Origin of the sequence: Halomonas sp. 11-S5, from assembly GCF_029889825.1 — a bacterium.
Taxonomy (GTDB): domain Bacteria; phylum Pseudomonadota; class Gammaproteobacteria; order Pseudomonadales; family Halomonadaceae; genus Halomonas.
Map to the genome: position 1 here is coordinate 1 of NZ_JARANW010000036.1, position 26,751 is coordinate 26,751.

Sequence of the window (26,751 nt, forward strand, 5' to 3'; positions counted from 1 at the left end):
GCGTTAGACTGTGTCATGACCTGCCTCCCTCAATAGTGGCTCTGCGTTTAGGTCCCTCCTCAACGTAACCCACGACGTTGAGGAGGGGCAGGTCAATCCATGATGTCTACGGCACTTCACTTGTGAGCGCTATCGCTTGTGAATGGTAAGCGCCGCTTCGCGGCTGGTGAGTAGTGAGTAGTTACCCCTCACCATTCACCCCCTCACTCACGCCGAAGTGCGATAAACCCGGTTTAACGCCGTATGGACGAGCGTCGCCGGTTATCGGACAGAGCCTACACCAATCGCAGCCCCTTGAGGTCGGTCCAGGCGGCCCTCAGGGCGGCGGCCAGCGGCTCGCGAAGGTGCTCGGGCAGCGCCTGCTCGGCGGTCTCGAGCTCCGCGAAGTCGCGGTTGCGCAGCCAGCAGTAGGTCCAGGCGCAGGCCTCGTCGTCACTGGCCGGTTGGGGCCGGGAGGGCATCTGCACCAGCAGGAAGGTCGCGGTGCGGGCCGCCCATAGGGGCGGTTCCTCGCCGTCGGGACGGCTCCAGTCGGCGAGGGTGTCGCCATCCGGGGTCTGCTCGGGGAGGCCGATGCGGGTCACCCGGGCGGTCTCGGCGAGCAGCAGCGCCAGGCGGTCGGCATCGCCCTGGCCGAGCGTCAGCCACTGGGCGACCAGCGCGGGCAGGCCGCGGCGTACCTTGGCATAGAAGCCGTCTTGGTGCATGGTCTCGTGCATCTTGCTGGCCTTCTGGGATCGGGAACTGCACATGGAATTCGATTTTGCCACGCCCGTCGAGCGTCGCCACCCCTCGGGCGGTGACTGGCCCTCGCAGAAATGGCATCGCTACGGGGATGACGTGCTGCCGCTGTGGGTCGCCGACATGGACTTCGCCTCGCCCCCCGAGGTCATCGAGGCCCTGCGGGCCCGGGTCGAGCATGGTGTCTTCGGCTATGGTCTGGTGCCCGACTCCTTGCGCGAGACCCTCTGCCGCTGGAGCGCCGAGCATTACGGCTGGCGCATCGAGTCCGACTGGCAGCTATGGCTGCCGGGCGTGGTGCCGGCGCTGCACATGGCGAGCCTGGCGCTGACCGAACCCGGCGACGGCGTGCTGACGGTGACGCCCATCTACCCGCCCTTCCTGAAGGTGGCCGAGCGCACCGGGCGGCGGCCCCAGCAGGCGGCCCTGCGGGCCCCGGCCGCACCCGGCGAGCCGTGGCGGCTCGACCTCGCGGCACTGGAGGCGGCGATCACCCCGGAGACTCGGCTGCTGCTCTGGTGCCACCCCCACAATCCCACTGGACGGGTATGGACGCGACAGGAGCTGGCGGGGCTTGCCGAGCTGGTCGAGCGCCACGACCTGCTGGTGGTCTCCGACGAGCTGCACTGCGATCTGCTGCTCGACGAGGGGGCCCGCCATGTGCCGCTGGCCGCCGAGTTTCCCGAATTGGCCTCGCGTATCCTGACCCTCTGGGCGCCGTCCAAGACCTTCAACCTGGCGGGGCTCACCACGGCCTGCGCGGTGATTCCCGACGCCGGCCTGCGGCGACGCTTCGCTGCCAAGGTAAAGGGCCTTCAGCCCGACGGCAATGTGCTGGGGCTGGTCGCCGCCGAGGCCGCCCATGCCCAGGGTGAGCCATGGCGACAGGCGCTGCTCGCCGTGCTGCGCAGCCACCGCCAGACACTGGTCGAGCGGGTGGCCGGCTGGCCCGGGGTGACCATGAGCCCACCCGAATCCACCTATCTGGCCTGGCTCGACCTGCGCGAGGCGCGAGCGCTCGCGGGGCTGGCGGGAGCACCACAGCGGCTGCTGCTCGAGCGGGCCGGCGTCGCGCTCTCCGACGGCGCCGATTTCGGCTGGCCGGGCTTTGCGCGGCTCAATTTCGGCACCACGGCCAAGCAGCTGGAGGAAGCACTTGTCCGGCTCGACCGCGTGCTAGGCGGGTGAGTCCGGCTGCGCCGCTCGAAGCTTGAAGAGCGGCGCTTCGCGCCTGGAACCTGGAAGGGCCGGGCTGTGCGCCCGGAGCTGTCAGAGATAACGCCTGGTGCGCTGTCGCTTACCAGGCCTACAGTCTGTTTCCAGCTACCGGCGCAGCCGGGCTCAGTAGAGCAGCGCAAACAGCTTGCGGCGATAGGCGACCGTCAGCGGATGGTCGGCCCCCAGGGCATCGAAGACCTGCAGCAGGGTGCGTCGGGCGGCATCGTCGCCGTAGGCGCGGTCGCGTTTCACCAGCGCCAGCAGGGCATCCAGGCCTGCCTCGTAGTCGCCGTCGGCCACTTGGCGCAGGGCGCGCTTGAAGTGGGTCTCGCTGTCGTCGCGGCCCGCCAGGGCGGCCAGCTCCTCCGCGGTGGGGGCCTGCTCGTCGAACTCGATGCTGGCGCGCACGCCGCGGGCCGGGGCGGCATCGCGCTCCTCCGGGGGGAGGTTGTCCAGCAGGGTGCGGGCCTCCTCGGCCTGACCGTCGGCCACCAGGGCACGGGCCAGCTCCACCTGATAGGGGGCATGCTGGGGGTACTGCTGCACCAGCTCCTGGTAGATGCCCCGGGCGGTCGCGGCATCGCCGGCGGCCAGGGCCTCGGCGGCCTGGTCCTCGGGGCTCGCCGGGGCTTCTTCCGGCGCCGGGAAATAGCGAGCCAGCCACTCGCGCACCTGCTTCTCCGGCAGGGCATCCTGGAAATGGTCGACCAGTCCGCCCTGGCTGATCAGCTTGACGTCGGGTACCGAGCGCACGCCGAGCTGGCCCGCGATCTCCTGGTTCTCGTCGATGTTGAGCTTGGCGAGGATGAAGGTGCCCTGGTACTCGCGGGCCAGCTTTTCGAGGACCGGCATCAGGGTCTTGCAGGGCTCGCTCCCGGGCGCCCAGCAGCCGAGCAGCACGGGCACCTGCATCGAGGTCTCGAGCAGCTGCTGGATGTTGCTGGTGTCGACGTCGATAATCATCTCGGCGTTCTGGCCGCTTAAAGACGCGGCGTCGGCATTCTCGCCGGCGGGAATGTCGTCGGTGAGCGGCTCACCGGTGCGGGGGTCGACAATGGGCATGATCGCTAGCCTTGCGTGGGGATGAATTTGTTGTACAGATGCGGGTGATCGCCCGCGACTTCAAGGGGAGCCGGCCTGTGGTACGACGAATTCTGCGTGTGGTCTCCGGCCTGGCGGTGATGCTGGCCCTGTTGCTGGCCGGGCCACTGTGGATGCTGGCCACCGAGCGCGTGGAAGGCCGTGGCCACTGGTCCACGGCCGATCGTGCCTCGTCCGGCCTGGCCCCGCCCCCTGGCGAGGCCTCCGCAGCGGTGGTGCAGCTCTATGCGGCCAGGGCCTGGGGATGGCGCGGCGCCTTCGGCGTGCATACCTGGATCGCCACCCGGCAGGCCGGGGCCGAGGCCTGGCGGATGCACCATGTGCTCAGCTGGCGCCGGCCGGCCCTGGAGTCGCGCTCGACCACCACGCCGGACCGGGCCTGGTACGGCAGCCAGCCGGTGCTGCTGGCCGACTACCGGGGCGAGGCGGCCGCACGGCTGATTCCCGAGATCGAGGTGGCGGTGGCGGCCTATCCGGCCCCCTCGACCTACCGTGCCTGGCCGGGGCCCAACAGCAACACCTTCACCGCCTGGATGGTCCGCGAGGTGGCGGGGCTCGAGGCGACGCTGCCGGTGACCGCGGTGGGCAAGGACTACCTGCTCGACGGCGTGCTGGCCGCGGCGCCGGGTGGGCTTGGCGTCACCGCCTCGCTGGGCGGCCTGCTGGGGCTGACCCTGGGGCGCGACGAGGGCCTCGAGCTCAACCTGCTGGGCCTCTCGCTGGGGATCGATCCGCGACGCCCGGCACTCAAGCTGCCGGGCATCGGCCGGCTGGGCATGGCCCCCGCCATCAAGGGGCGAGGAGCAGGCGACGGTGACCACTGATGCCGTCACAATAATCGGAGTCATCGCAATTCGGCGTGAAAACCATGGGAATATCGCGTAGACATCATGGATTGACCTGCCCCTCCTCAACGTCGTGGGTTACGTTGAGGAGGGACCTAAACGCAGAGCCACTATTGAGGGAGGCCGGATAAGCCGAAAGCGCATCCGGCGCGGCGGAGGCCGCACTCTACGCCCGGTGCGCTGGCGCTTACCGGGTCTACGGGGATTGTGTGCCAGCCTGTGTCGTGGGTGAGCCATCACGCCAGTCTGCGAAGAACCAAAAATTGGCACGAAATTGACAGCAAAAATGACCTTAAGGTGCCAGGTATTGTTATTCATTCTCATTTATGAAGGCCTGGTATCGGGCTCTAATGACCTATCCGCTCTCTCATCGCTGCAGTAGGAGGCCGCACGGCTCAACAGTCGGGCCCCGCTTTTCCAGAGGCGCCTGGTCACGGCCGGCGGTAATGCTGTTGCGCAGGACTGTGTTCCTCGGCCTATCATCGCGTCTATCGTCGAGGCGCTCGCGATGTTCGACGCTGGGCACCCATGGTTGCGGATCACTCGTCGGCTCCGGGCGGCCAGCGGCCTGCGTCGACCAGGGCTCGGAACCATTTGGTCATGGCAGCATCCTCCACGGCGTATTCACCCCGGCTCGATTTCCACGCAAGGGGTGGGGTCCGTTCCCGCAGACTCTCCAGGGCTCGTTGAGCTTGTTGTGCAGAAACCGGCTTGCCGGTGATCTGCCGATAGAAGGCCAGCGATTCGGCATTGTACGGACGGAACCCTTCTCCCATCTCGAGCATTCGCCACAGCACCGCCTGCTGGAGGGGATCCAGGCCGAGGTAATCACTCGCCATGTCCTGCTCGACATCTCGCTGTTGCGCCTGTGCGAGTGACAAAAGCCGCTGCTCGAATCGGTCTCCATCCGTGGCCAGGGGGCTCATCGCTTGCCCGAGCGCCTCCATGAACAACTGGGGGCGAAACCCATAGGCAGTGAATGCCTGCAGCAGCATTCCCGTATCCACCGGAGCCTGCGCCGGCTGCTGGCGCTCGATCAGATCGGCGATGTGCTCGATAAAGGCCTTGCCAAGCAGCGGCATCTGTTGGATTTGCGATCCGTAGAAGGGGGCGGCATGGCTGTTGACCAGCCGGAGCAGCTTGTCGCGATCGGACCCAGACATGACCAGCATCAGCTGGATGTGGTCGGGCGTGTTGAGTTGGTCCCGCGCCGACTTCAGAGCGGCCATGAGGGTGTTGCCGGCGTCGGTGGTTACCGCTTGCTGGGCCTCATCAATCACCAGGGCAACCGTCTTGCCGCCGGCCTCAATGAGCAGGCGCAGTGCCTCGGGGAGGGAGGCAGCCCCGTCTTCTGTGGGGTTGGCGTCGATCTGAATCCATGGCCCGAGCCCTACTTTGCTGATACCCCACCGTGCTGCCACCTTTTCGATGATGGGGCGGTGCGGGGCCATGGCCTCCTGGATCGCGGCCTGGATCAGCTGGGCGGGGTCGCGCTGCTGATCCGACCAGAGGTCGACATAGACCACCTCGACGCCTTGCGCCTCCAGCGTGGGCAGCAGATCGTTGCGTAGGAAGGTGGTCTTGCCGGTCCTTCGAGGGGCGGCGAGGAATAGGCCATTGGGCGCGTCGCTGAAGAGGGTGTGCCCCCTCAGGGCGTCCACCATGTCCGCGGCCAGCTGATGCCTGGGGAAGTAGATCACGGCTTTACCAATTTTTATCTGAATTTTGATAATTTATCAGTTTAGCCGTAAAATGGCGTAAAGCAACGCCTCAGGCTGTGATGGCTCTCCTTCCGAGCGGACTGTCCAGGATGGAAGAGCGTTCTGTAGGTAGGGCGAGGGCGGTTACGCTGGTTCTCGGTAGAGGATGCCCCACTCGAGATGAGTTGACACTCAGTGGTTGGACGTTTCATTCAGCCGTCGCTCTGGGTGCGCTGCTCCAGTGCTGGCATGGCCGGAATCGGACGCTCGCGAAATAACCGCTGCCCTTCGGTACCTGCTCGCGAATCCTCTCCAGCAGTCTGTCCAGGCTGGCGCTCGTCCAGCATCGTTGGCCCAGAGGGTTCGTGTGCCCCGACTGTGGCAATAACACCGGCTGCCAGCTGTCGCGGGGGCTCTACCAGTGCCATCGCTGCCATCATCAGACCTCGCTGACTGCCGGTACCATCTTCCATGGCACGCACTTGCCGCTGACCACCTGGTGTCTGGCGATCTACCTGCTCACCCAACGCAAGAGCGGCCTCTCGGCGCTGCAGCTGTCCCGGGAGCCCGGCGTCGCCTACAACACCGCCTGGAAGCTCAAGCACAAGCTGCTGCAGGTCATGCACGAGCGCAATCAGGGAGAGAGGCTTTCCGGGCGCATTGAGATCGATGACGCCTACCTGGGCGATGAGCGGCCCGGAAAGCGCGGGCGCGGCGCTGAGCACAAGTTCCCCTTTGTCGCCGCCGATGCCGTACCGGTTCCTGAAGATGGCTGAGCCTTATGCGTAATCAGGATCAGGTTTTGTTATCCAGGATGAAAAAATCAACTCTTGGATGGAGTGAGCATGATTCGATGCCACTTGGCGCGCCTGATGGGGGAGCGCAAGATGAAGATCGTGGACGTGGCGAGAGAGACCGGGTTAAACCGCAATACGGTGACGCTTCTCTACAAGGAGACGGCTCAGCGCATCGATCTGGAAGCGCTGGAGAAACTGTGCCGGCTGTTCCAGTGCGAGGTAGGCGATCTTTTGGAGTACGTGCATGAGGAGCCATGAGGAAGGATGGGGCCACTTCAGGGGCCTTGTGACGGTGCCTGCCTGAAGGTCGTTGGTCGACAGCAATGGCTGGGGAGATTTCCGAGGGGTGGCGCGGGAGTGTCACAGTGGTGTCACAGGTTACTTTTCCCGCAGGCAACGAAAAGAGGCAGGCCAGTAAGATACTGACCTGCCTCTAAAATATTGGTAGCGGGGACCGGATTTGAACCGATGACCTTCGGGTTATGAGCCCGACGAGCTACCAGACTGCTCCACCCCGCATCAACGTGTGGCGTATTCTACAGGCTATGCGCCTTTGGTCAAGGGTGGATTTCAAACGCTCGTCCCGAGGCACTCCCTGGTCCATACTTCTTGGGCTGTCATCGAGGTGACAGATCAATGAACAAGACTGGTGATGGCCTGCCTGGCGCCACGCCAGACAAGATGTCATGCATATCAGGGAGGTAGTCAATGACAACACAAGCATCCGTCGCCTGGGTCACCGGTGGTACCGGGGGTATCGGTAGCGCCATCTGCCGTTCGCTGGCCTCGCAGGGCTACACGGTGGTTGCGGGATACCACAATCCGGACAAGGCCAAGACCTGGCTGGAGACCCAGAAGGCCGAGGGTTTCGACAACATCGCGCTGTCCGGTATCGACCTCACCGACTACGATGCCTGCGTGGCCGGCGTGAAGGAGATCCGTGAGGCCCATGGGCCCATCAGCGTGCTGGTCAACTGTGCCGGGATCACCCGGGATGGCACCCTGAAGAAGATGGCACCGGAACAGTGGCACGAGGTCATCGACACCAACCTCAACAGCGTCTTCAACACCTGCCGCAGCGTGATCGAGGACATGCTCGAGAAGGGCTACGGTCGGATCATCAATATCTCCTCCATCAATGGCCGCAAGGGCCAGTTCGGCCAGGTCAACTATGCCGCGGCCAAAGCGGGCATGCACGGCCTGACCATGTCGCTGGCCCAGGAGACCGCCACCAAGGGCATCACCGTGAACACGGTATCACCCGGCTACATCGCCACCGACATGATCATGAACATCCCCGAGAAGGTGCGCGAGGCGATCCGCGAGACCATTCCGGTCAAGCGCTACGGGACGCCCGAGGAGATCGGGCGCCTGGTGAGCTTCCTTGCCGACCAGGAGTCGGGCTTCATCACCGGCGCCAACATCGATATCAACGGCGGGCAGTTCATGGGCTGATCGCCCGGCCGCCGCACGTCCCCCTGCCGCCGGTGACCCTGGCGGCAGATACGACAGCGCGAGGCATCTGCCTCGCGCTGTGTTGTGTGTGGGCGGGCTTCTGGCTCAGGGCGGCGGCAGCTCGGCCAGGTTCTCGAGCATGCGGTTGAGCTCGCCCACCTCGCGTTCCCAGAGCTCCTCGGGCATCGGCCCGGTGGCCAGCAGGTCGGCCAGCACCTGGTGGAGTTCCTCGGTGCGGGAGGTCTGCTGGCCCAGGCTGTCGTTGAGGCGTTCGACCTGGATCGCCAGGCGCAGCGGGTCGTCACGCTGGTTGACGCGACCACCGGCCAGCAGCGACAGGTGGGCCCGCAGGCGTGCCAGTCGCTCCTTCACCGCGTCGTCCGTGCCGGCCTGGCGGGCGGCATTGCGACGTTCGTGGGCGTGATGCAGTGCGCTCGGCAGGGCCAGGCCTTGCGGGAGGGCGACCTCCTCGACGGGGCCGCCGGCCAGGCACCGGGCGTCCGCCTGCAGGTGGGCATTGAGCAGTGGCCGGATGGCCTGCCAGCGCTCGGCCTCCTCGGCCAGCGACAGGCGAGCCAGACGCTCACGGCGGGCCCGCACGATGCCGCTCCAGCGCCGCTGCATGCCCTCGCTGCGCCGTCCCGAGGGCAGGGGCTCGAGTGCCGTGGCCTCGCGCACGGCCTCGTCCAGCACGCTGGTCTCGCGGCTGTGCGCCGGATGCCAGCCGTCGAGTCGGTCGATCAGCGCCTGCATGTCATCCAACCGGGCCCGGTTGCGCTGTGCCTGGTCATCCCGGGCGGCCTCTCGGCTGGCGAAGATGTCGTCGCACAGCGTGCGGAACTCCCGCCACAGGACCTGTTCTTCGCCCTTGGGGGCGCGTCCCATGTCGCGCCAGCGGCGCTGCAGCGCCTTGGCCTGGTCGGCCCGCTTGGTCGCGGGCATGTCCCGGGCCAGTAGCTCGCGGGTCTGCTCGATCAGGTCACGCTTGGCTTCGGCGATCTCCCGGGCGCGCCGGTCGATCAGGGCCTGGAGGTCATGGCGGATGCGCCCGAAGCGTCGGCCGATGGTCTCGGCCTGCTCCCGGGGTACCGGGGCGAAGCGGCGCCACTGCTCCCGCGAGCGGTCGCGGATCTCGCGCAGCGCATCGGGGTCGGCCTCGTGGGCGGGCTGCTCGAGCAGCGTCTCGAGCTGCTCGCAGAGTGCCTCGCGGGCCGCCAGGTTGTGCTGGCGTTCGGCCTGCTGGCGCTCCCGCCAGGGAGCCAGGCGCTCGTGGATGCGATCGGAGGCGGCACGGAAGCGGGCCGACTGCTCGCGGTTGGCGGCGGCATCGCCCAGCGCCTTCCACTCCCTGACCAGCTGACGATGGCGGTGGTCGAGCTCGGTCTCGGTCGACGCGGGGTTGTCGGCGAGCTCCTCGATGGCGAGGCACAGATGGTCGCGCTTGGGGCCGGCGACGAAGCCGCGCCAGTCGCGCAGTTCGGCGAGTCGTGCCGCGAGGCGCTTGAGGCGCGCCTGATGGGGCTGTAGTGGTGCCTGGGGCAGCCGGTCGGCCTGCTGGCGCAGGTGCTGGTGGAGCCGGCTGGCGCCCTTGAAGGCGCCGCTCTCCAGCAGGCGCTCGAGCTGGTCGAGCGCCTCGACGAAGCGCGATAGGCGGGCGTCCAGGTCGCCGTCATCCCGGGGGGTGTCGGCGGCGAGGCGCTGGCGCGCCCTCTGCATGAGCGGCGCCGGTGCCAGGTCCTGCGGCCAGCCGCAGGCCTTCACCAGGGCCTCGAGGCGTGGGTCATCGCCGTCGGCCAGGGCCTGTTCGATCGCCTCGGCACGCTCGTCCAGGCGCACCCGCGCCCGGACGATGCCTTCGTAGGCGGCCAGCGCCCGATCATAGCGTTCACGCAGTGCCTCGTCGGCCAGGTGCTGGTCGGAGAGGGCCTGCCAGCGGGTGGCCAGCAGGCGCTTCTGGGCGCGCAGGCTGGCGATGTCCTGGTCGGTGAGCCGGTCGCCCTGATGCAGGCCCTCGAGGCTCTCCTCCAGGGCCTCGACCAGGGATTCCCGGGTCTGGTCGGCACTCTCGCGCTGACGATGATCGGCATCCCGCGCATGCTCCTGGGCCTCGTGGTCGTTGATGACCTTGCGGCAGCGCAGGCAGGCATCCTGGTAGCGTTGCTCCTGCCGGGCATCCGGCAGGTCCTCGAGCTTGGCCCATTCGCGCATCAGGTGGCGGAAACGGCCAGCATAGAGCGGTTCCCAGGGGCTGTTGGCGTGCTGCTCGAGCGTCTCGAGCAGGGCCACGCGGCGTTTCCGGGCAGCCGCCAGGGAGGCGGCGTCGGCTCGCAGTCGGTTGAGGCGTTCGCGCGCCTTGCGGGCCACCTGGCGGTCTCGGCGGGCCTCGTGGGCCAGCCGGGACAGTCCCGCTTCGCTCTCGACCCGGGCGGCGGCGGCATGACGAACGGCGGCGATGCCGTTGTCGCAGGCCTGGCGGATCAGGTCCTCCTCCGCCTCGAGGCGGGCCAGGGCGGCGAGGCGCAGCTGCTGGTTGTCACCCTGCAGGGCCAGCTGGTTGAGCAGTTCAGGGTCCTCGAGCCGTTCCATCAGGGCGATGCGTGTCGGCAGGTCATGCTGGCCGCGTCGGCCAGCGAGCAGGGCCACCAGGTGGCGTTGCAGCTCCGCGGAGGCGTCGCCCTCCTCGCACAGGGCCAGCAGGCGCTCGGGATCCTCCAGGCGGGCCAGGGCCGCCTCGCGCACCGCGGCGTCGGGGTCGAGGGCGAGCTGCTCGAGGGCACGGCGCGGGTCATCGCGGGACGGGTCGAGACGTGCCACGGCCTGGCGGCGGACCTCGGGGTCCGGGTGTTTCCAGCGCGGGGCGAACAGGCGGCGAAGGAGTCCTGACATGGGGCATCCTGACAAAGGGAGCGCGCCCCGGCGGGGGCGCAGGAGGATCGTTATTGTTGGCGGCAACGTTGGCGGCAACGGCGCAGGGCCTGGGTCGAGAGTATCTAAGCACGTGTCGAGGCTGCAGAAAAGGCCAGCCGGCGGGGAAGTGTGGCCATCCGGAGACACTGACAACGGCCCCTCCATGACCGTATGATCGGTTGCAGGGGCGCGGCCACTCGCTTAGCTTTGTTGCAGCACCCCGATCATCACCCGACGTGGAGTTCGGCAATGAGTCTCAAAGTGGACAGGGACAGCATGGCATTCACCTTCAAGGGGGGGATGCTGCCGATGACGGTCATGGAGCTGACCAGCGCGGACCCCGAGCGCATCCGTGAGCAGCTGGCGGGAAAGCTCAGTCAGTCGCCGGCCTTCTTCCAGCATACCCCAGTCGTTCTCAACGTCGAGAAGCTCGATGAACCGCACCTGGCCCTGGAGCGCATCTGCGCGGTCTGCCGGGCCCACAAGCTGCTGCCGGTGGCGGTGCGCGGCGGGCCGGACCCGGTCAAGCAGTCGGCCTGGGCCCTGGGGCTGGGCTGGTTCCCGCCCCAGGAGGCCTCCCGCCCGCGCCCCCTGGAGAGCGTCGCCGGTGACGGCGATGCCGAGATGGCCGAGCCGGTAGCACCGGCAGGGGAGGCCGACATGCCCGACGCGCTGCCGGGCACCACGGCGGGCGGTCGCATCTACCGCGGCACGGTGCGCTCCGGCCAGCAGGTAACCGCCCCCGAGGGCGACCTGGTGGTGGTGGGGGCGGTCAATGCCGGCGCCGAGGTGCTCGCCGCCGGCAGCGTGCATGTCTACGGTGCCCTGCGCGGGCGTGCCCTGGCCGGGATCCATGGCGATCCCCAGGCCGGCATCTTCTGCCGTGAACTGCATGCCGAGCTGCTCTCTGTGGCCGGCAACTACAAGCGTCTCGAGGATATTGATCCGCGGCTGCTGGGCACTCCTGTTCAGGTCCGGCTGAGCGACGACCAGCTGGGCATCACGCCGCTGGCCTGATGTCGGCGGCCTGCGTGGCAGCCGCGCTTGTACCACCTTCCCTTTCATCATCACAAGACAGGATGCGACACTTGGCCAAGATCATCGTTGTGACCTCCGGCAAGGGTGGGGTCGGCAAGACAACCAGCGCAGCCGCCATCGCCACAGGGCTGGCGCTGCGTGGCAAGAAGACCGTGGTCATCGACTTCGACGTGGGGCTGCGTAACCTCGACCTGATCATGGGCTGCGAGCGTCGCGTGGTCTACGACCTGGTCAACGTGATCCAGGGCGAGGCGGGTCTGAACCAGGCGCTGATCCGCGACAAGCGGGTCGACAATCTGCACATCCTGCCGGCCTCCCAGACCCGCGACAAGGATGCTCTGACCCTGGAGGGCGTCGAGAAGGTGCTCGATACCCTGAGCAAAGACTTCGACTTCATCATCTGCGACTCCCCGGCGGGCATTGAGCGCGGCGCCCAGCTGGCCATGTACTTCGCCGACGAGGCGATCGTGGTCACCAATCCCGAGGTCTCCTCGGTGCGCGACTCCGACCGCATCCTCGGCCTGCTGGCCTCCAAGACCCGGCGCGCCGAGCGTGGCGACGACGCCATCCGGGAACATCTGCTGATCACCCGCTACAACCCGAGTCGCGTCGACCTGGGAGACATGCTCAACCTGGACGACATCCGCGAGATCCTGGCCATCGACCTGCTCGGCCTGATTCCGGAGTCGGAGGCGGTGCTGCGGGCGTCCAACCAGGGGGTGCCGGTCACCCACGATGACGACAGCGATGCCGGCCAGGCCTATGCCGATACCGTGGCCCGCCTGCTGGGGGAGGAAGTGACCCTGCGCTTCCACGAGTACCAGAAGAAGAGCCTGTTGAGCCGCATGTTTGGAGGAGTCCGCCGGTGAAGTTGCTCGATTTCCTGAAGCGAGAGCGCAAGAAGTCCGCGTCGGTCGCCAAGGAGCGGCTGCAGATCATCGTGGCCCATCAGCGCACCCAGCGGGGGCAGCCGGACTACATGCCGCTGCTGGAGAAGGAGCTGCTGGAGGTGATCCGTCGCTACGTGCAGATCGATGACGACGCGGTGAACATCACCCTCGATAGCGAGGACAACTGCTCGGTGCTGGAACTCAACGTGACCCTGCCCAAGTCCTGAGTGGACAGTCCTGAGCGAAAGCCCGTCGGCTGAGTCCCCCGCGGGGCTGTGCTAGGCTGGAGCCGAGAATTCACGCCCTTCGGAGAGCTTCCGCCCATGGCGCAGTCCCCCGCCGCCCCGCAGTCCTTCCTGTGGCACGACTACGAGACCTTCGGTGCCGATCCGCGTCGCGACCGGCCCTCCCAATTCGCGGCCATTCGCACCGATGCCGACCTCAACGAGATCGGTGAGCCCCTCGAGCTCTTCTGCAAGCCGTCCGATGACTTCCTGCCGCATCCCCAGGCCTGCCTGATCACCGGCATCACGCCCCAGCAGGCCCGCCGCCGCGGCCTGCCCGAGGCCGAGTTCGCCGGTGTGGTCGAGGCGGCCATGAGCGAGCCGGGCACCTGCGCCCTGGGCTACAACAGCCTGCGTTTCGACGACGAGGTGAGCCGCCACCTCTTCTACCGCAGTCTGCTCGACCCCTATGCCCGGGAATGGCAGAACGGCAATTCGCGCTGGGATCTGATCGATGTGGTGCGTGCCTTCCATGCCCTGCGCCCCGAGGGCATCGAGTGGCCAACGCGCGACGATGGCGCGCCGAGCTTCAAGCTGGAACACCTGACGGCCGCCAACGGTATCACCCATGCGGGGGCCCACGATGCCCTGGCCGACGTTCGTGCCACCATCGCCCTGGCGAGGCTGCTGCGCGAGCGCAACGGCAAGCTCTTCGACTACCTGCTGCGGCTGCGCGGCAAGCGTGCCGTCGCCCGGCAGCTGGACCTGCCTGGGCGCAAGCCGGTGCTGCACATCTCGCGGCGCTACCCGGCGAGTCGCGGCTGCAGCGCCTTGGTGATGCCGCTGGCCGAGCATCCCTCCAACCCCAACGGGGTGATCGTCTTCGACCTTTCCATGGATCCGGCCCCGCTGCTGGAGCTCACCCCGGAGCAGATCCGCGAGCGGGTCTTCGTCAGCAACGATGACCTGGCGGAGGGCGCCGAGCGCATTCCGCTGAAGGTGATCCACCTCAACAAGTGTCCGGTGCTGTTCCCGACCAGCGCCCTCAAGGACGTGGAAGGGCCGCACAAGGGCGAGTACGGCGCGATCGTCGAGCGCCTGGGGCTGGACCTGGAAGCCTGCCGAGCACACTGGAAGCTGCTGTCGGCCCGCCCGGAGGTGGCCTCCCGGGTCGCCGAGGTGTTCGCCGCGCCGCATCCCGAGCCGCCGCATGACCCGGATCTGATGCTCTATGCCGGTGGCTTCTTCTCGCCGGCGGATCGCCAGCAGATGCAGCGAGTGCGCGAGACCGACCCCTGGGACCTGGTGGGAGCACGCTTCGCCTTCCAGGACCCGCGCCTCGAGGAGATGCTGTTCCGCTATCGGGCCCGCAGCTATCCGGAGACCCTGGAGAGCGAGGAGCAGGCACGCTGGGAGGTCTTCCGCTGGGAGCGCATGAACGATCCGGCCGTCGCCAGCCTGACCCTCAAGGAGTTCGCCCGGGAGATCGAGCGGCTCAATGGCGTCCCGCTGTCCGACCGTGACCGGCAGGTCCTCGAGGAACTGGTGATGCATGTGGAGGCAATCATGCCGCCCCAGGCCTTCGATTAGCAGATCAGCAGGTTCAAAGCCGATCCGTAGGCACGGTAAGCGCCAGCGCACCGGGCGGGGGTGATGGCCACCTTCGGCCGCGGGAGACACCCCACGCCGGATGCGCCTTCGGCTTATTCGACCTACAACATCATGAACCCGCAACTCCGGCAACACCGCCTCGTAGGCCCGGTAAGCGCCAGCGCACCGGGCGTTGTCTGCGGTCAGTTCCGCAGGGCGAATGGCGCCGACAGGCGCCTGCTATGAGCACAGACCCGCACCTCACCGATTCACGGTCGGCAGCCGGTTGGTCGGCATGATAGATTGAAGCCCTAAGCCGGCCTGGACACGTCGCGCCAAACATCAAGAAACGAGATGACAGGATGTCCCTGAAAGAAAGCCAGATCGAGCGAAAATTGATCGGCAAGCTCGATGAGCTCAAATATACCCACCGTCCCGACATACGCGACAAAGTTACGCTTGAGCAGAACTTCCGCGACAAGTTCGAGGCGCTCAACCGCGTTCGCCTGACCGACGCAGAATTCGCCCGCCTGCGCGACGAGATCATCAACGCCGATGTCTTTCAGGCGGCCAAGACATTGCGCGAACACGGCTACTTCCAGCGCGAAGACGGCACCCCGCTACACTACATGCTGGTCAACCTCAAGGACTGGTGCAAGAACGACTTCGAAGTCATCAACCAGCTACGCATCAACACCGACAACAGCCACCATCGCTATGATGTGATTCTGCTCATCAACGGCCTGCCGGTGGTGCAGATCGAGCTGAAGACGCTGGGCATCAACCCGCGTCGCGCCATGGAGCAGATCGTCGAGTACCGCAATGAACTCGGCAACGGCTACGCCAACACCCTGCTGTGTTTCATGCAGCTGTTTATCGTCAGCAATCGCGATCACACCTGGTACTTCGCCAACAACCAGAGCCAGCACTTCGCCTTCAACGCCGACGAGCGCTTCTTGCCCATCTATCAATGGGCCGATGAAGCCAACCGCAAGATCACCCATCTGGACGACTTCGCCGACGCTTTCCTGGCCAAATGCACCCTGGGCCAGATGATCAGCCGCTACATGGTGCTGGTTGCCAGCGAGCAGAAGCTGATGATCATGCGGCCGTATCAGATCTATGCGGTCAAGGCGATTGTCGACTGCATCCACCAGAACCGGGGCAATGGCTATATCTGGCACACCACGGGCAGCGGCAAGACGCTCACCTCCTTCAAGGCGTCCACCCTGCTCAAGGACGACCCGGATATCGAGAAATGCCTGTTCGTGGTGGACCGCAAGGATCTGGACCGCCAGACCCGCGAGGAATTCAACCGCTTTCAGGAAGGCTGCGTCGAGGAAAATACCAACACCGAAACCCTGGTGCGCCGCCTGCTCTCGGAGGACTACGCCGACAAGGTGATCGTCACTACCATCCAGAAGCTCGGCCTGGCGCTGGATGAAACCAGCATCCGGGCCCAGCAGCATATGGAAAAAGGCAGGCGCACCTACAAGGAGCGGCTTGCTCCGCTGCGCGACCAGCGAATCGCTATCATCTTTGACGAGTGCCACCGCTCCCAGTTCGGCGACAACCACCAGGCGATCAAGGCCTTCTTCCCCAAGGCGCAACTGTTCGGTTTCACCGGCACGCCTATCTTTGACGACAACGCCAACTACAAGCAGATCGACGGCACCGTGGGCAGCTACCGCACCACCAAAGACATCTTCGAAAAGCAGCTGCACGCCTACACCATCACCCACGCCATCGATGACCGCAATGTGCTGCGCTTTCACATCGACTACTTCAAGCCAGAAGGCAAGACCGACGCCAAACTCAAACCCGATCAGGCGCTGACCCAGCGGGCAGTGGTGGAGGCCATTCTGGCCAAGCACGATGCCGCCACCAACCAGCGCCGCTTCAACGCCGTGCTGGCCACCGCTTCAATCAACGACGCCATCGGCTATTACCGCCTGTTCAAGGAGATCCAGGCCGAGCGCCAGGCCGAAGGCCCGGACGACACCGCGCTGAAAGTTCAACCGCTCAACATCGCCTGCGTCTTCTCGCCCCCGGCCAATGGCGACAAGGATGTGAAGCAGCTACAGGAAGACCTGCCTCAGGAAAAGGCCGATAACCAGCAGCAGCCGGAGCAGAAGAAGGCCGCCCTGCAAGAGATCATTGCCGACTACAACACCCGGTACGGCACCAGCCATACCCTGAGCGAGTTCGACCGCTACTATCAGGATGTGCAGCAGCGCATCAAGGATCAGCAGTATCCCAACAGCGACCTGCCGCACCAACACAAGATCGATATCACCATCGTGGTGGACATGCTGCTCACCGGCTTCGACTCCAAGTACCTCAACACCTTGTATGTGGACAAGAACCTCAAGCACCACGGCCTGATTCAGGCCTTCTCGCGCACCAACCGCGTGCTCAACGACACCAAGCCCTACGGCAACATCCTCGACTTTCGCGGCCAGCAACCGGCCGTGGACGATGCCATCGCGCTCTTCTCCGGTGAGGATACCGGCCGCTCCCGCGAGATCTGGCTGGTGGACCCGGCGCCCGCGGTGATCGAAAAATACGAAGAGGCCGTTGCCGCCATCGAACACTTCCTGACAGAGCGGGATGTCGTGGCCGAACCCAAGGGCGTCTACAACCTCAAGGGCGCCTACAACTTAAAGGGAGATAGGGCACGCATCGAGTTCGTCAACCGCTTCAAGGAGGTGCAGCGCCTCAAGACCCAACTCGACCAGTACACCGATCTTGACGAGACACAAAAGCAACGCATCGACATCGTCCTGCCCGAGGACGATCTGCGCTCGTTACGGGGTGCCTACCTCGAGACCGCCCAGCGCCTCAAGGAACAGCAGGGCAAGACCGGCGAGCAAGCGTCCGAGGCCCAGGACGCCATCGAGCAACTGGATTTCGAGTTCGTGCTCTTCTCCTCGGCGCTGATCGACTACGACTACATCATGGGTCTGATCGCCCGCTTCAGTCAGGACAAGCCCGGCAAGAAGACCATGAGCCGCGACCAGCTCATCAACCTGCTCGCGGCCAGCAGCAACCTGATGGACGAACGCGAGGACATCATCGCCTATATCAACACCTTGGAAGCCGGCAAGGGCCTGAGCGAGGCTGCCATCCGCGAAGGCTATCAGGCCTTCAAAGAACAAAAAGCTCACAATGAAGTCACCGCCCTGGCTGAACGCCACGGGCTGGACCGCGACGCCCTTCAAGGCTTCGTGGACGGCATCCTGGACCGCATGATCTTCGACGGCGAGCAACTAAGCGATCTGTTCGAGCCGCTGGAACTGGGTTGGAAGGCGCGCAGCCGGGCCGAGTTGGCCTTGATGGAAGAACTGGTGCCGTTCCTGAAGAAACAGGCCGGCGGGCGCGAGATTTCGGGGTTAGCGGTGTATGAATAAGGCGATGAAGACCGAGAAGCAGGCATTGGTGCCCCGGTTACGCTTTCCCGAGTTTCGAGATGCGGGGGAGTGGGATTTTCGGGAACTCGATGATGCTTGTGAAGTGAACCCATCCAACTCAACGCTGCCGAAGTCGTTTGTCTATATTGATTTGGAATCAGTAGAAGCTGGGCAGCTAATAAAGAAGAAAAATATATCACGAGAGGGGGCGCCAAGCAGAGCACAAAGAATATTGAAAAACGGAGATGTCATATTTCAAATAGTGCGGCCTTATCAGAAGAATAATCTATTTTTCGAGTTTGATAACGATGAGAATTATGTAGCCTCGACAGGTTACGCACAACTAAGGGCTTTTGGTTCGGAAGGGTTCTTGTATCAAGTCATTCATACTGATGATTTTGTTGCAAGAGTACTGTCAAAATGCACAGGGTCAAACTATCCTGCGATAAATTCATCCGATCTAGCCAAGGTGCATCTGGCGATCCCAGTGCCTGATGAGCAACAAAAAATCGCCGATTTTCTCTCGTCTCTCGATGCGCTGATTGCCGCTCAGGCGGACAAGATCGACGCCCTGAAGACCCATAAAAAAGGGCTGATGCAGCAGCTCTTCCCCCGCGAAGGCGAAACCGTCCCCCGCCTGCGCTTTCCCGGGTTTTTGGAGGCAGGGGAGTGGGTTGATCAAGAGCTTGAGAATATGGCGATAAGGGGGTCAGGGCATACCCCGAACAAGAAGTACCCAAGCTATTATAATGGCGGTATAAAGTGGGTTTCCCTTGCGGACTCAGATAAGCTAGACAAAGGCTATTTATATAAAACAAAGAATGAGATATCTAAAGAAGGTTTGCAAAATTCTTCAGCGGTTTTGCATCCGGCCGAAACTGTTGTTCTAAGTCGTGATGCGGGGGTCGGGAAAAGCGCAGTTTTACACACACCTATGGCGGTAAGTCAGCACTTTATTGCATGGCGATGTGATAATGCAAAGTTAAACAACTGGTTCTTCTATTACCTGCTTCAGAGGCTTAAGCCCGAGCTGGAGTCAATTGCAGTGGGGAATACTATTAAAACCATTGGTTTATTTTATTTTAAATCGATGGTAATTGCCGCGCCAAGTGTAAGTGAACAGAAAAACATTGCCGATTGCCTCTCCTCCCTCGACTCGCTGATCGCCGCCCAGGCGGACAAACTCGAAGCCCTCAAGGCCCACAAAAAAGGGCTGATGCAGCAGCTCTTTCCATCGCCAGAGGATTTGAGTTGATGAAAAATACTCCAGATATCCTGCTGCAGATTATCTTGAAAACGCCTTCTTCGATAAGAAGCTTCCAGCAGATTTGTGTCACATGAACGATATTGAGAACGAAGTTGATGTGCCGGATTCCATCCGACCCTATTTAAACGAAATTGCAGAACGTTTATGGGCCGAGCGAGCCGCTGTGATGGTCGGCGCGGGTTTCAGCAAGAACGCTGGGAATGGGTTTCCCGATTGGAACCAGCTAGGCGAATTTTTTTATCAAAGGGCGCATGGCGTTAAGGCAGATCCAGCCAAACAAAAGTATCTGAATGTCCTGCGGTTGGCTGAGGAGGTGCAAGTGGCTATCGGTCGGCCCGCGCTGGAGAACTTGCTGCGCTCCAACATCTCGGACCTGAATATCGAACCATCCGGCCTCCATGTCGAGTTGCTTGAGCTACCGTGGGTGGATGTGTTCACCACCAATTACGATACCTTGCTTGAACGGGCCAGCGCCAAGGTCGTGACCCGGCGATATGAGCCGGTGGTCAACAAAGAGGATCTCCCTTACGCCATCAAGCCCAGAATTGTGAAGCTCCATGGCAGCTTCCCTTCGGAGCGACCCTTTATCATCACCGAAGAGGATTATCGGCGCTATCCACACGACTACGCCCCTTTCGTGAATACCGTTCAACAGGCGCTCCTTGAGAATACCTTCTGTCTGATTGGTTTCTCCGGGGACGACCCCAATTTTCTTCAGTGGATTGGCTGGATTCGCGACAATCTCGGCAGGGACAAGACTCAGAAAATCTATCTGGTCGGGGTATTCGACCTTTCGGCCGCTAGGTTGCAACTTCTGGCGCAGCGCGGAATTATTGTCGTTGACCTTTCGTGTTGTGACGGAATCGAGAAGCACGACCACAGAAAAGTGTTGAGTCGGTTTTTCAAGTACATTCGGGCGAAAAAGCCGGATGCCCTCGACTGGCCGTACAACCCCAAAGCAATGCATCCTACCCACGGTGCGGATCGTATCCAAGAGATTCAGAAGGTTACTGATGAATGGCAGCGGCAGCGGCAGGTCTACCCCGGCTGGCTGATCCTGCCACATAGTAACCGTGAGACCTTATGGGTGTACACGGACACATGGGTAAACTACCTTCCAGACACGGAGACACCTCCTGGGTTGGATATTCAATACGCCTTCGAGTTGATCTGGCGGCTTGAACGTTGTTTGCTGCCGGTTTTCGACAATATCGCAGAGTTCTGCGAGAAAATCCTCGCAAAGTACTGGCCATTTCAAAACGAAAATCCGCCTACAAACTGCCAGTTCCACCCAGGAGATAATAAATTCCAAGATCTGCCATGGAATGACCTCCGGCAGGCGTGGCTGGGCATCGCGGTGGCGATGCTGCGCTTCTATCGCGAAGAGGGACATCTCGATAAATGGAAGGAATCAGAAATCCGGCTCAGGACTCTTTCCGACCATTTTTCGGCGGAACAAAAGGAATTTCTGAATTACGAAGGCTTTCTGTTCAGCCTTTTTACCCTGGATCTGCCCAACGCTAAACATCGGCTTGAAAATTGGCGGCCCAACGAAGCGCAACCCTACTGGATGACAAAGCGTGCTGCCTGTCTTGCTGAAATTGGCGAAATTAATGATACAGATGAGCAGATTCTCTGGGCGCTGGTTGAGTCTCGCAAAAAGAGTGATGACCAAGATACTTCAACAGGCTATTTATCGGTTTCCGAAGAATCGTATCAGATGCTTCTCTTTCGTCATGTTAAAGACGCCAGTAGATGGGGTGCGGAGAACATTACTACCTATGAAGAGGAACAGCTAATAAGGGAGGATCTCGCTAACGAGTGGAGCCAAAGAGAAAAGTGGTCTGAATCAGAGCGGCAATCAAGCATCACCGTCAAATCGTCAGAAAATTTCACTAGCTTTGAGCAGGATTGGATTGACCTGTATGCTAATCGCGAGCAAGTTAGTAGAAAGCCAGAGTGGGATCAGCGCCTTAGAAGGGTTAGGAATAATCAGCGAAGGAATGAACTACAGCAACAAAATGCCCGTTGGGATGAACTAAAAGCGTTCCGCTGTGATCCGTGGAACGAGCTAAAGTTGTACGAACTAAAGCTGGATAGGCCGTCTGTTCAGCGAAAAAGTCTCACGGAGAAACGTGAATTTGATATCGGCCGAGTCTCCAGGACATCCCATTTTCTCGGAGTGGATCAGGAGATAATAAACGCCTATTCATTTCTTCGATTCTGTGAAGAGGTTGGCTTACCATATCGGGTTGGCAACTATACTATGGCGACAAAAACGGCCTTGGCAAGCCTGCAACGCATTTCGAAATTTTCCTCATTTTGGGCGATTGCGACCCTCGCCAGACTTGGAGATGCGAAGGCCGTTGATAGCCTATTCAGCCGCGAGTCCGTATACAGATTCACTGCCAATGAAGCCGATCAACTCATTCAAAACTACCTGGATACGCTTAACAAATGCCGCGATGAAATCCACGCGGGCAGTGCTTTCCGAAATGACAGTTACGGTGTGCGCCTCGCCCAGTTTCTGCCGGAAGTCATCTCTAGACTTTGCTGCAAATGTTCTGGCGAAACGAAGCGCCGCGTTCTTGAATTTGTTACCGGAATCTATGCGTCACCCGATAAGACCAATTACCGGAATGTGAAAAACCTACTTAATCGGCTCATAAGCTCTATGACCGAAGTGGAGCAATATAGTCTGATACCGGACTTACTGGAAATTCCTTACCCTGAAGATTTGAATCTACTCGTTAAAGATGAGTTCCTGAACCCCTTCCTGCTGCTCGAACTTAATCAGAAGCCCGAATGTGCCCCAGCCGTGGCAATTCAGCCTGAATTGGTAGACCAGTTGTTCCGGCAAGCAGCGTTGGATAACTCAGATCGACGGCGGTGGGCGATAACATCCCTGGTAACACTGCACACGTTACAGCTGCTCGACGAAAGCCAGAGCAAGAACCTCGCAGAAGCTATCTGGCGCGTAACTGACCAGTACGGCCTGCCTGATGGTACCGATTTTTACAAATTTGCGTTTCTGAGATTTCCCTATCCCAAAGGTGTTGACCCTACCTGCCTTTTCAAAAGCTATGTCAAAAGTACACCTTTCCCGATACAGCGAGATGAGCCGGGGACGGGTGTCAGAATGACTGGTGGGGATATCTCCATCGTGCACGAAATTATCGGAGCCAACAATGATGGGGAAAGCATCTGGACAGCGGAAGATGCCGCCGAGATCTTGCAACGCCTGCTCGAATGGTGGGACGCTGACAAGAACAGGTTGAACGAAAAGGAAAACGAACCTGCTGGTCTTCTTTCATCCATACCAGAGGAGTTTCTGGCAAGATTTTCCCGTATGCTCGAACTGCTCGCTGAGGTCGTATGCCCCAAGCTCAGCACAGATTCACCTGACGAAATTGAAATATCCCTCAGTCGACTCCTTAAGGAAGTCCGGGAGTATGGATTGCCTGGCCTTAAAGCTGAAGCGGCGTCTCTTCACATATACCCTGATCAGAAGGGTGACGTTTATAACCGTATCAACGAAGCATTGATTTCTAATCAGTATCTTATCCAAAGAGATGGTCTCAGGGCAATTGCTAGAATTATTCTGGATGGCAACAATGCTGTTGCAAGTTCTGTAGAACCTGATCCAGCATCAATGCTTAGCCAATACCTCACGTGGTGTCCAGCTCATGCCATAATCTCGGCGCTGTGGATTATCGTCCGAATTTTGAAAGAATCACCAACTATCTTCGATCACAGCTTGGAGGTGGCCACCCAAAGGCGACTTGATCGATTGCTGGCCGAATCAGCATATGATAGTGATAGCCAATTCCTTAACTTCGACGAGAGGTTAGAGGTTCGCCGAGTATCATCCATTTTGTCGGCAGCGCTTTTGAAATATTACGAATCCAAAGGAACCTCCGTTCCAGAAGTTATTGAGAAATGGAAAGAGCTGGCTCTTGCACCTGACGAGTTTGCAGAAATTCGGACTCCTTGGTTTGATTAGTAGGATTCTATGTATAAATTTCCCATCAACCTCGACTCCCTGCTCCACCACCGCACCATCGAGAGTGAACGAGTGGAATACAAGGCGGGCTGGAATCCGGAGGCGGTGCTGCACAGCATTTGCGCCTTCACCAATGACGTTCACTATCAAGAGGGCGGTTATGTGTTCAAGGATCCAAAGGAGTTAAGGCGATGCCAACGTGCTGGATAATTGCCGGGCCAAATGGTTCGGGTAAAACCACCTTTGCTTTGGGCTATCTGCCAAAGTTTGCAGGCTGTAGAAACTTTATCAATGCCGACCTGATTGCGGCCGGACTGTCGCCCTTGGCGCCGGAGAAGGAGCTTTTGGCGGCCAGTAAAATTTTTCTTCGAGAGATCGAAGAGCATATCAGTGCGGGAGAAGATTTTGCTTTCGAAACAACTCTGGCTGGTCGGAGCTATTTGCGATTGATTGAGCGTCTGAGAAAAGACGGCTGGCGAGTTGACCTTGTTTATCTGGCGCTTCCCGATGTGGAAATGTCCAGGATGCGCGTGGCGGAGCGGGTAGCGCATGGTGGCCACAATATCCCCCTCAGCGACATTGAGCGTAGATATCCACGCAGTTTATATAATCTACTAAATCTGTTCAGCCATCGTGTGGATTGTTGTATTTGTTTCATGAATGATGGTGGAGAGCCAACACTGGTTTTCGAGCAGCAGGGTGCAGACCGTAAAGTTATCGACCAAAGCTGCTACGATGTGTTACTTAACGGAGCCGAACAATGAATGAAGCCAAAGATAAGCCTGTTTCACAGGCAGGGCAATTGATGCTGCAATCTCTGCGCCAATCCGTGGCCGAAGCGTTGGAAAAAAAGCGGCGGCTGGGTCAATACGCTGTGATTTGGCAGAACGGCCAACCCGTTGTTGTAGGTGATGATGCTCCAGTTCAGAAGCGGTAAGGGAATGCCGATGCTCAGCTTCCCCAGGCCGGATCGCTCCATCCGCATGGAAGACCTGCAAGCAGGCCGCGCCGTCAGCCGCCGCTACCGCAACCGCCGTATCGGGGAGTTTCTGAAAGAACTGGACCTCACCGAAGGCCGCTCCACCGGCATACCCAAGGTGTTGCGGGTGATGCAAGCCAACAGTTCACCCAAGCCACGCTTTGAAAGTGACGACGAGCGCAGTTCGTTTTTGATCCGCCTGCCGGTGCATGAGGACTTCGTCAAGGAACATGGCCCCGAATTCACCCCGCAAGTCACCCCGCAAGTTGAAAAGCTACTGGAGGTGATTACGGGAGAGCATAGCAGGCAGGAGCTGCAACAGAGGCTCGGACTATCAGATCGCGAGTACTTCAGAAAAACATTCCTGCAACCGGCAATTGCAGAGGAGGTGGTTGAGTTAACCATCCCCGACAAACCCCGCAGCCGCCTGCAAAAATACCGGCTGACAAATAAGGGCAAGGCATGGCTGAAGGGGAGGCAGATTTGAGGGCTTACCGTAACTACAAGTCCGGTAGCCGTGTGACCTCCTCGACCCCGGATTCAGTTGTCAACGATTACTTTACAACTTCCGCTGTCGGCAAGCCGGGTCATTGGGCAACCGTAAAGGAATTCTTGACAGTTCAGAGGTCCGAAGCGCCTCACACAACTACCGAGGAATCCTCGGTAGATCATTTGAAGGAAGGTAAATGACCAAGGATCAACTGAGCCAACTGGGCAAAACCCTCTGGGCCATCGCCGACGATCTGCGCGGGGCGATGAATGCCGATGATTTTCGCGACTATATGTTGTCGTTTCTGTTTCTGCGCTATCTCTCCGACAATTTCGAGGCGGCAGCGAAAAAGGAACTGGGAGCGGACTATCCCCAATTGGATGAGAAGGACCGGCGCCCGCCGCTGGCGGTCTGGTATGCGGACAACGCCGGGGATGTGCCGGCGTTTGAAAGGCAGATGCGCCGCAAGATGCACTATGTCATCCACCCGGATTACCTGTGGAGCAGCATCTACGAGCGCGCCCGTACCCAGGACGCCGAGCTGCTGCAAACCCTGGAGAGCGGCTTCAATTACATCGAGAACCAGTCCTTCGCCAGCACCTTCCAGGGGCTGTTTTCCGAGATCAACCTCAACTCTGAAAAGCTGGGCCGGACACCCAAGGCGCGGAACGACAAGCTCTGCATCATCATCACCAAGATCGCCGAGGGGATCGCGCAGTTTTCCACAGACAGCGATATTCTGGGCGATGCCTATGAGTACCTGATTGGCCAGTTCGCTGCCGGCTCCGGCAAGAAGGCCGGGGAGTTCTACACCCCGCAAAGCGTCTCCACCATCCTCTCGCGCATCGTCACCCTGGACAGTCAGGACCCCGCCACCGGCAAGAAGAAAAAGCTCAACAATGTGCTGGACTTCGCCTGCGGCTCCGGCTCGCTGCTGCTCAATGTGCGCAACCAGATGGGGCCGCACGGCGTCGGCAAGATATACGGGCAAGAAAAGAACATCACCACCTACAACCTGGCGCGCATGAACATGCTGCTGCACGGGGTCAAGGACAGCGAGTTCGAGATTCACCACGGCGACTCCCTGACCAACGACTGGGAGCTGCTCAACGAGATGAACCCGGCCAAAAAACTTCAGTGCGACGCGGTGGTGGCCAACCCGCCCTTCAGCTACCGCTGGCAACCCAATGAGGCGCTGGGTGAGGACTTCCGGTTCAAGAACCATGGCTTGGCGCCCAAATCCGCTGCGGATTTCGCCTTCCTGCTGCACGGCTTTCACTTCCTCGGCGACGAAGGCACCATGGCGATCATCCTGCCCCACGGGGTGCTGTTTCGGGGCGGCGTGGAGAGCCGCATCCGCACCAAGCTGCTAAAAGACGGCCATATCGATACCGTCATCGGCCTACCGAGCAACCTGTTCTTCTCCACCGGCATCCCGGTCTGCATTCTGGTGCTGAAGAAATGCAAGAAGCCCGATGATGTGCTCTTTATCAACGCCAGCGAGTATTTCGAGAAGGGCAAGCGTCAAAACCTGCTCTTGCCGGAGCATATCGAAAAGATTGTTGATACCTACCAGTATCGCAAGGAAGAAGAACGCTACGCCCGTCGGGTAGAGATCGAGGAGATCGAGAAGAACGATTACAACCTCAATCTCTCCCGCTACGTTAGTACCGCCGAAGCCGAGCCGGAAATCGACCTGGCCTCCGTCCATGCGCGATTGTCCGAAGTCGAAAAGCGCATTACCGAGGCCTCAGCCAAGCACAACCAATATCTGAAAGAGCTGGGCCTTCCGCCTGTGTGATGGGGCGCCTGGGGAGTGTGTCGGTGAAAATCTCATAACAAGGCGCTAGACCGGACGGTCATTCCGCTGCATTCCATTACCGCCGGTTCAAAGGCCAATCCGTAGGCCCGGTAAGCGCCAGCGCACCGGGCGGGGGTGATGGCCACCTTCGGCCGCGGGAGACACCCCACGCCGGATGCGCCTTCGGCTTATCCAGCCTGGTATGGATTGACCCGTCAAGGGCTCGGTTGTCTCTATTTACATATGGTTGTCCTCAATGCCGACGGGTCAGGGAGCGAGGGGCTATCAGCGACGG

Annotated in this window: 19 protein-coding genes, 1 tRNA gene and 1 pseudogene; 16 read left to right on the forward strand and 5 right to left on the reverse strand. The window is 61.2% G+C overall.

The genetic code is table 11. The features are described 5' to 3' along the window. Positions 1 to 275: 275 nt before the first annotated feature. Positions 276 to 707 carry a hypothetical protein gene (locus tag OP497_RS16570; RefSeq protein WP_280550458.1) on the reverse strand — a complete coding sequence of 144 codons (432 nt, stop codon included), beginning with the start codon at positions 705 to 707 and terminating at the stop codon, positions 276 to 278. A 43-nt stretch (positions 708 to 750) separates the two neighbouring features. Here OP497_RS16570 and OP497_RS16575 point away from each other — a divergent pair, with 43 nt between their 5' ends. Further along, on the forward strand, positions 751 to 1,929 hold the full coding sequence (locus OP497_RS16575) for a PatB family C-S lyase (RefSeq protein ID WP_280550429.1): 1,179 nt from the start codon (positions 751 to 753) through the stop codon (positions 1,927 to 1,929). A gap of 153 nt (positions 1,930 to 2,082) precedes the next feature. On the opposite strand, the gene OP497_RS16580 is transcribed toward OP497_RS16575, so the two are convergent. Next, on the reverse strand, positions 2,083 to 3,021 hold the full coding sequence (locus OP497_RS16580) for a tetratricopeptide repeat protein (protein ID WP_280550431.1): 939 nt from the start codon (positions 3,019 to 3,021) through the stop codon (positions 2,083 to 2,085). A 77-nt stretch (positions 3,022 to 3,098) separates the two neighbouring features. Between OP497_RS16580 and OP497_RS16585 the strand changes: the two genes are divergently transcribed. Further along, the gene (locus tag OP497_RS16585; protein ID WP_280550433.1) at positions 3,099 to 3,884 is read left to right on the forward strand and encodes a DUF3750 domain-containing protein; all 786 of its coding nucleotides are present in this window, start codon (positions 3,099 to 3,101) and stop codon (positions 3,882 to 3,884) included. A 560-nt stretch (positions 3,885 to 4,444) separates the two neighbouring features. Here OP497_RS16585 and OP497_RS16590 read toward each other — a convergent pair. Continuing rightward, complete coding sequence (locus OP497_RS16590) at positions 4,445 to 5,605, reverse strand: ATP-binding protein (RefSeq protein WP_280550435.1); 1,161 nt, start codon at positions 5,603 to 5,605, stop codon at positions 4,445 to 4,447. Between the two features lie 332 nt (positions 5,606 to 5,937). Here OP497_RS16590 and OP497_RS16595 point away from each other — a divergent pair. Continuing rightward, positions 5,938 to 6,348: pseudogene (locus tag OP497_RS16595) on the forward strand (IS1595 family transposase); the annotation flags it as partial. A gap of 102 nt (positions 6,349 to 6,450) precedes the next feature. Then, positions 6,451 to 6,660: a helix-turn-helix transcriptional regulator gene (locus OP497_RS16600; protein WP_280550437.1), complete on the forward strand. Its 210-nt coding sequence runs from the start codon at positions 6,451 to 6,453 to the stop codon at positions 6,658 to 6,660. 184 nt (positions 6,661 to 6,844) lie between these two features. On the opposite strand, the gene OP497_RS16605 is transcribed toward OP497_RS16600, so the two are convergent. Next, positions 6,845 to 6,921, reverse strand: a tRNA-Met gene (locus tag OP497_RS16605). Positions 6,922 to 7,110: 189 nt separating this feature from the next. Here OP497_RS16605 and phbB point away from each other — a divergent pair. After that, positions 7,111 to 7,857, forward strand: a complete 747-nt coding sequence (phbB, locus tag OP497_RS16610) for an acetoacetyl-CoA reductase (RefSeq protein WP_280550438.1) — start codon at positions 7,111 to 7,113, stop codon at positions 7,855 to 7,857. A 105-nt stretch (positions 7,858 to 7,962) separates the two neighbouring features. Here phbB and OP497_RS16615 read toward each other — a convergent pair whose 3' ends face one another. Further along, complete coding sequence (locus OP497_RS16615; RefSeq protein WP_280550439.1) at positions 7,963 to 10,743, reverse strand: DUF349 domain-containing protein; 2,781 nt, start codon at positions 10,741 to 10,743, stop codon at positions 7,963 to 7,965. Positions 10,744 to 11,013: 270 nt separating this feature from the next. Between OP497_RS16615 and minC the strand changes: the two genes are divergently transcribed. From minC to OP497_RS16670, 11 genes are all read left to right on the forward strand, one after another. Continuing rightward, a complete protein-coding gene (gene minC, locus OP497_RS16620) occupies positions 11,014 to 11,781 on the forward strand; it encodes a septum site-determining protein MinC (RefSeq protein ID WP_280550440.1) in 768 nt (255 codons plus the stop codon). A gap of 71 nt (positions 11,782 to 11,852) precedes the next feature. After that, positions 11,853 to 12,671 (forward strand): septum site-determining protein MinD, encoded by an 819-nt coding sequence (gene minD / locus OP497_RS16625; RefSeq protein ID WP_280550442.1) that lies wholly within the window; start codon positions 11,853 to 11,855, stop codon positions 12,669 to 12,671. Then, positions 12,668 to 12,919: a cell division topological specificity factor MinE gene (minE, locus tag OP497_RS16630; protein WP_040184914.1), complete on the forward strand. Its 252-nt coding sequence runs from the start codon at positions 12,668 to 12,670 to the stop codon at positions 12,917 to 12,919. The genes minD and minE overlap by 4 nt, the downstream gene beginning before the upstream one ends. Positions 12,920 to 13,015: 96 nt before the next feature. After that, on the forward strand, positions 13,016 to 14,506 hold the full coding sequence (sbcB, locus tag OP497_RS16635; protein WP_280550443.1) for an exodeoxyribonuclease I: 1,491 nt from the start codon (positions 13,016 to 13,018) through the stop codon (positions 14,504 to 14,506). Positions 14,507 to 14,868: 362 nt separating this feature from the next. After that, positions 14,869 to 17,916, forward strand: a complete 3,048-nt coding sequence (locus OP497_RS16640; protein ID WP_280550445.1) for a type I restriction endonuclease subunit R — start codon at positions 14,869 to 14,871, stop codon at positions 17,914 to 17,916. Positions 17,917 to 17,920: 4 nt separating this feature from the next. Further along, positions 17,921 to 19,171 (forward strand): restriction endonuclease subunit S, encoded by a 1,251-nt coding sequence (locus OP497_RS16645; RefSeq protein ID WP_280550446.1) that lies wholly within the window; start codon positions 17,921 to 17,923, stop codon positions 19,169 to 19,171. A gap of 82 nt (positions 19,172 to 19,253) precedes the next feature. Continuing rightward, the gene (gene dsr2 / locus OP497_RS16650; RefSeq protein ID WP_280550448.1) at positions 19,254 to 23,186 is read left to right on the forward strand and encodes an anti-phage defense-associated sirtuin Dsr2; all 3,933 of its coding nucleotides are present in this window, start codon (positions 19,254 to 19,256) and stop codon (positions 23,184 to 23,186) included. A gap of 191 nt (positions 23,187 to 23,377) precedes the next feature. After that, positions 23,378 to 23,950, forward strand: coding sequence for a zeta toxin family protein (locus tag OP497_RS16655; protein ID WP_280550450.1), 573 nt, complete (start codon positions 23,378 to 23,380; stop codon positions 23,948 to 23,950). Next, complete coding sequence (locus OP497_RS16660) at positions 23,947 to 24,123, forward strand: hypothetical protein (RefSeq protein WP_280550453.1); 177 nt, start codon at positions 23,947 to 23,949, stop codon at positions 24,121 to 24,123. Before OP497_RS16655 ends, OP497_RS16660 begins: the two co-directional genes overlap by 4 nt. A 10-nt stretch (positions 24,124 to 24,133) precedes the next feature. Next, entirely contained in the window at positions 24,134 to 24,652 is a 519-nt protein-coding gene (locus OP497_RS16665) for a Fic family protein (RefSeq protein WP_280550455.1), read from the forward strand. 199 nt (positions 24,653 to 24,851) lie between these two features. Further along, a complete protein-coding gene (locus OP497_RS16670) occupies positions 24,852 to 26,456 on the forward strand; it encodes a type I restriction-modification system subunit M (protein WP_280550457.1) in 1,605 nt (534 codons plus the stop codon). The last annotated feature ends 295 nt before the right edge of the window (positions 26,457 to 26,751 follow it).

Bases quoted from the DNA above. Each gene is read 5' to 3' on its own strand.
- OP497_RS16570 (WP_280550458.1), bottom strand. From the start codon at position 707: ATGCACCAAGACGGCTTCTATGCCAAGGTACGCCGCGGCCTGCCCGCG.
- OP497_RS16575 (WP_280550429.1), top strand. From the start codon at position 751: ATGGAATTCGATTTTGCCACGCCCGTCGAGCGTCGCCACCCCTCGGGC.
- OP497_RS16580 (WP_280550431.1), bottom strand. From the start codon at position 3,021: ATGCCCATTGTCGACCCCCGCACCGGTGAGCCGCTCACCGACGACATT.
- OP497_RS16600 (WP_280550437.1), top strand. From the start codon at position 6,451: ATGATTCGATGCCACTTGGCGCGCCTGATGGGGGAGCGCAAGATGAAG.
- phbB (WP_280550438.1), top strand. From the start codon at position 7,111: ATGACAACACAAGCATCCGTCGCCTGGGTCACCGGTGGTACCGGGGGT.
- OP497_RS16615 (WP_280550439.1), bottom strand. From the start codon at position 10,743: ATGTCAGGACTCCTTCGCCGCCTGTTCGCCCCGCGCTGGAAACACCCG.
- minC (WP_280550440.1), top strand. From the start codon at position 11,014: ATGAGTCTCAAAGTGGACAGGGACAGCATGGCATTCACCTTCAAGGGG.
- sbcB (WP_280550443.1), top strand. From the start codon at position 13,016: ATGGCGCAGTCCCCCGCCGCCCCGCAGTCCTTCCTGTGGCACGACTAC.
- OP497_RS16640 (WP_280550445.1), top strand. From the start codon at position 14,869: ATGTCCCTGAAAGAAAGCCAGATCGAGCGAAAATTGATCGGCAAGCTC.
- OP497_RS16645 (WP_280550446.1), top strand. From the start codon at position 17,921: ATGAAGACCGAGAAGCAGGCATTGGTGCCCCGGTTACGCTTTCCCGAG.
- dsr2 (WP_280550448.1), top strand. From the start codon at position 19,254: ATGAACGATATTGAGAACGAAGTTGATGTGCCGGATTCCATCCGACCC.
- OP497_RS16655 (WP_280550450.1), top strand. From the start codon at position 23,378: ATGCCAACGTGCTGGATAATTGCCGGGCCAAATGGTTCGGGTAAAACC.
- OP497_RS16660 (WP_280550453.1), top strand. From the start codon at position 23,947: ATGAATGAAGCCAAAGATAAGCCTGTTTCACAGGCAGGGCAATTGATG.
- OP497_RS16665 (WP_280550455.1), top strand. From the start codon at position 24,134: ATGCTCAGCTTCCCCAGGCCGGATCGCTCCATCCGCATGGAAGACCTG.
- OP497_RS16670 (WP_280550457.1), top strand. From the start codon at position 24,852: ATGACCAAGGATCAACTGAGCCAACTGGGCAAAACCCTCTGGGCCATC.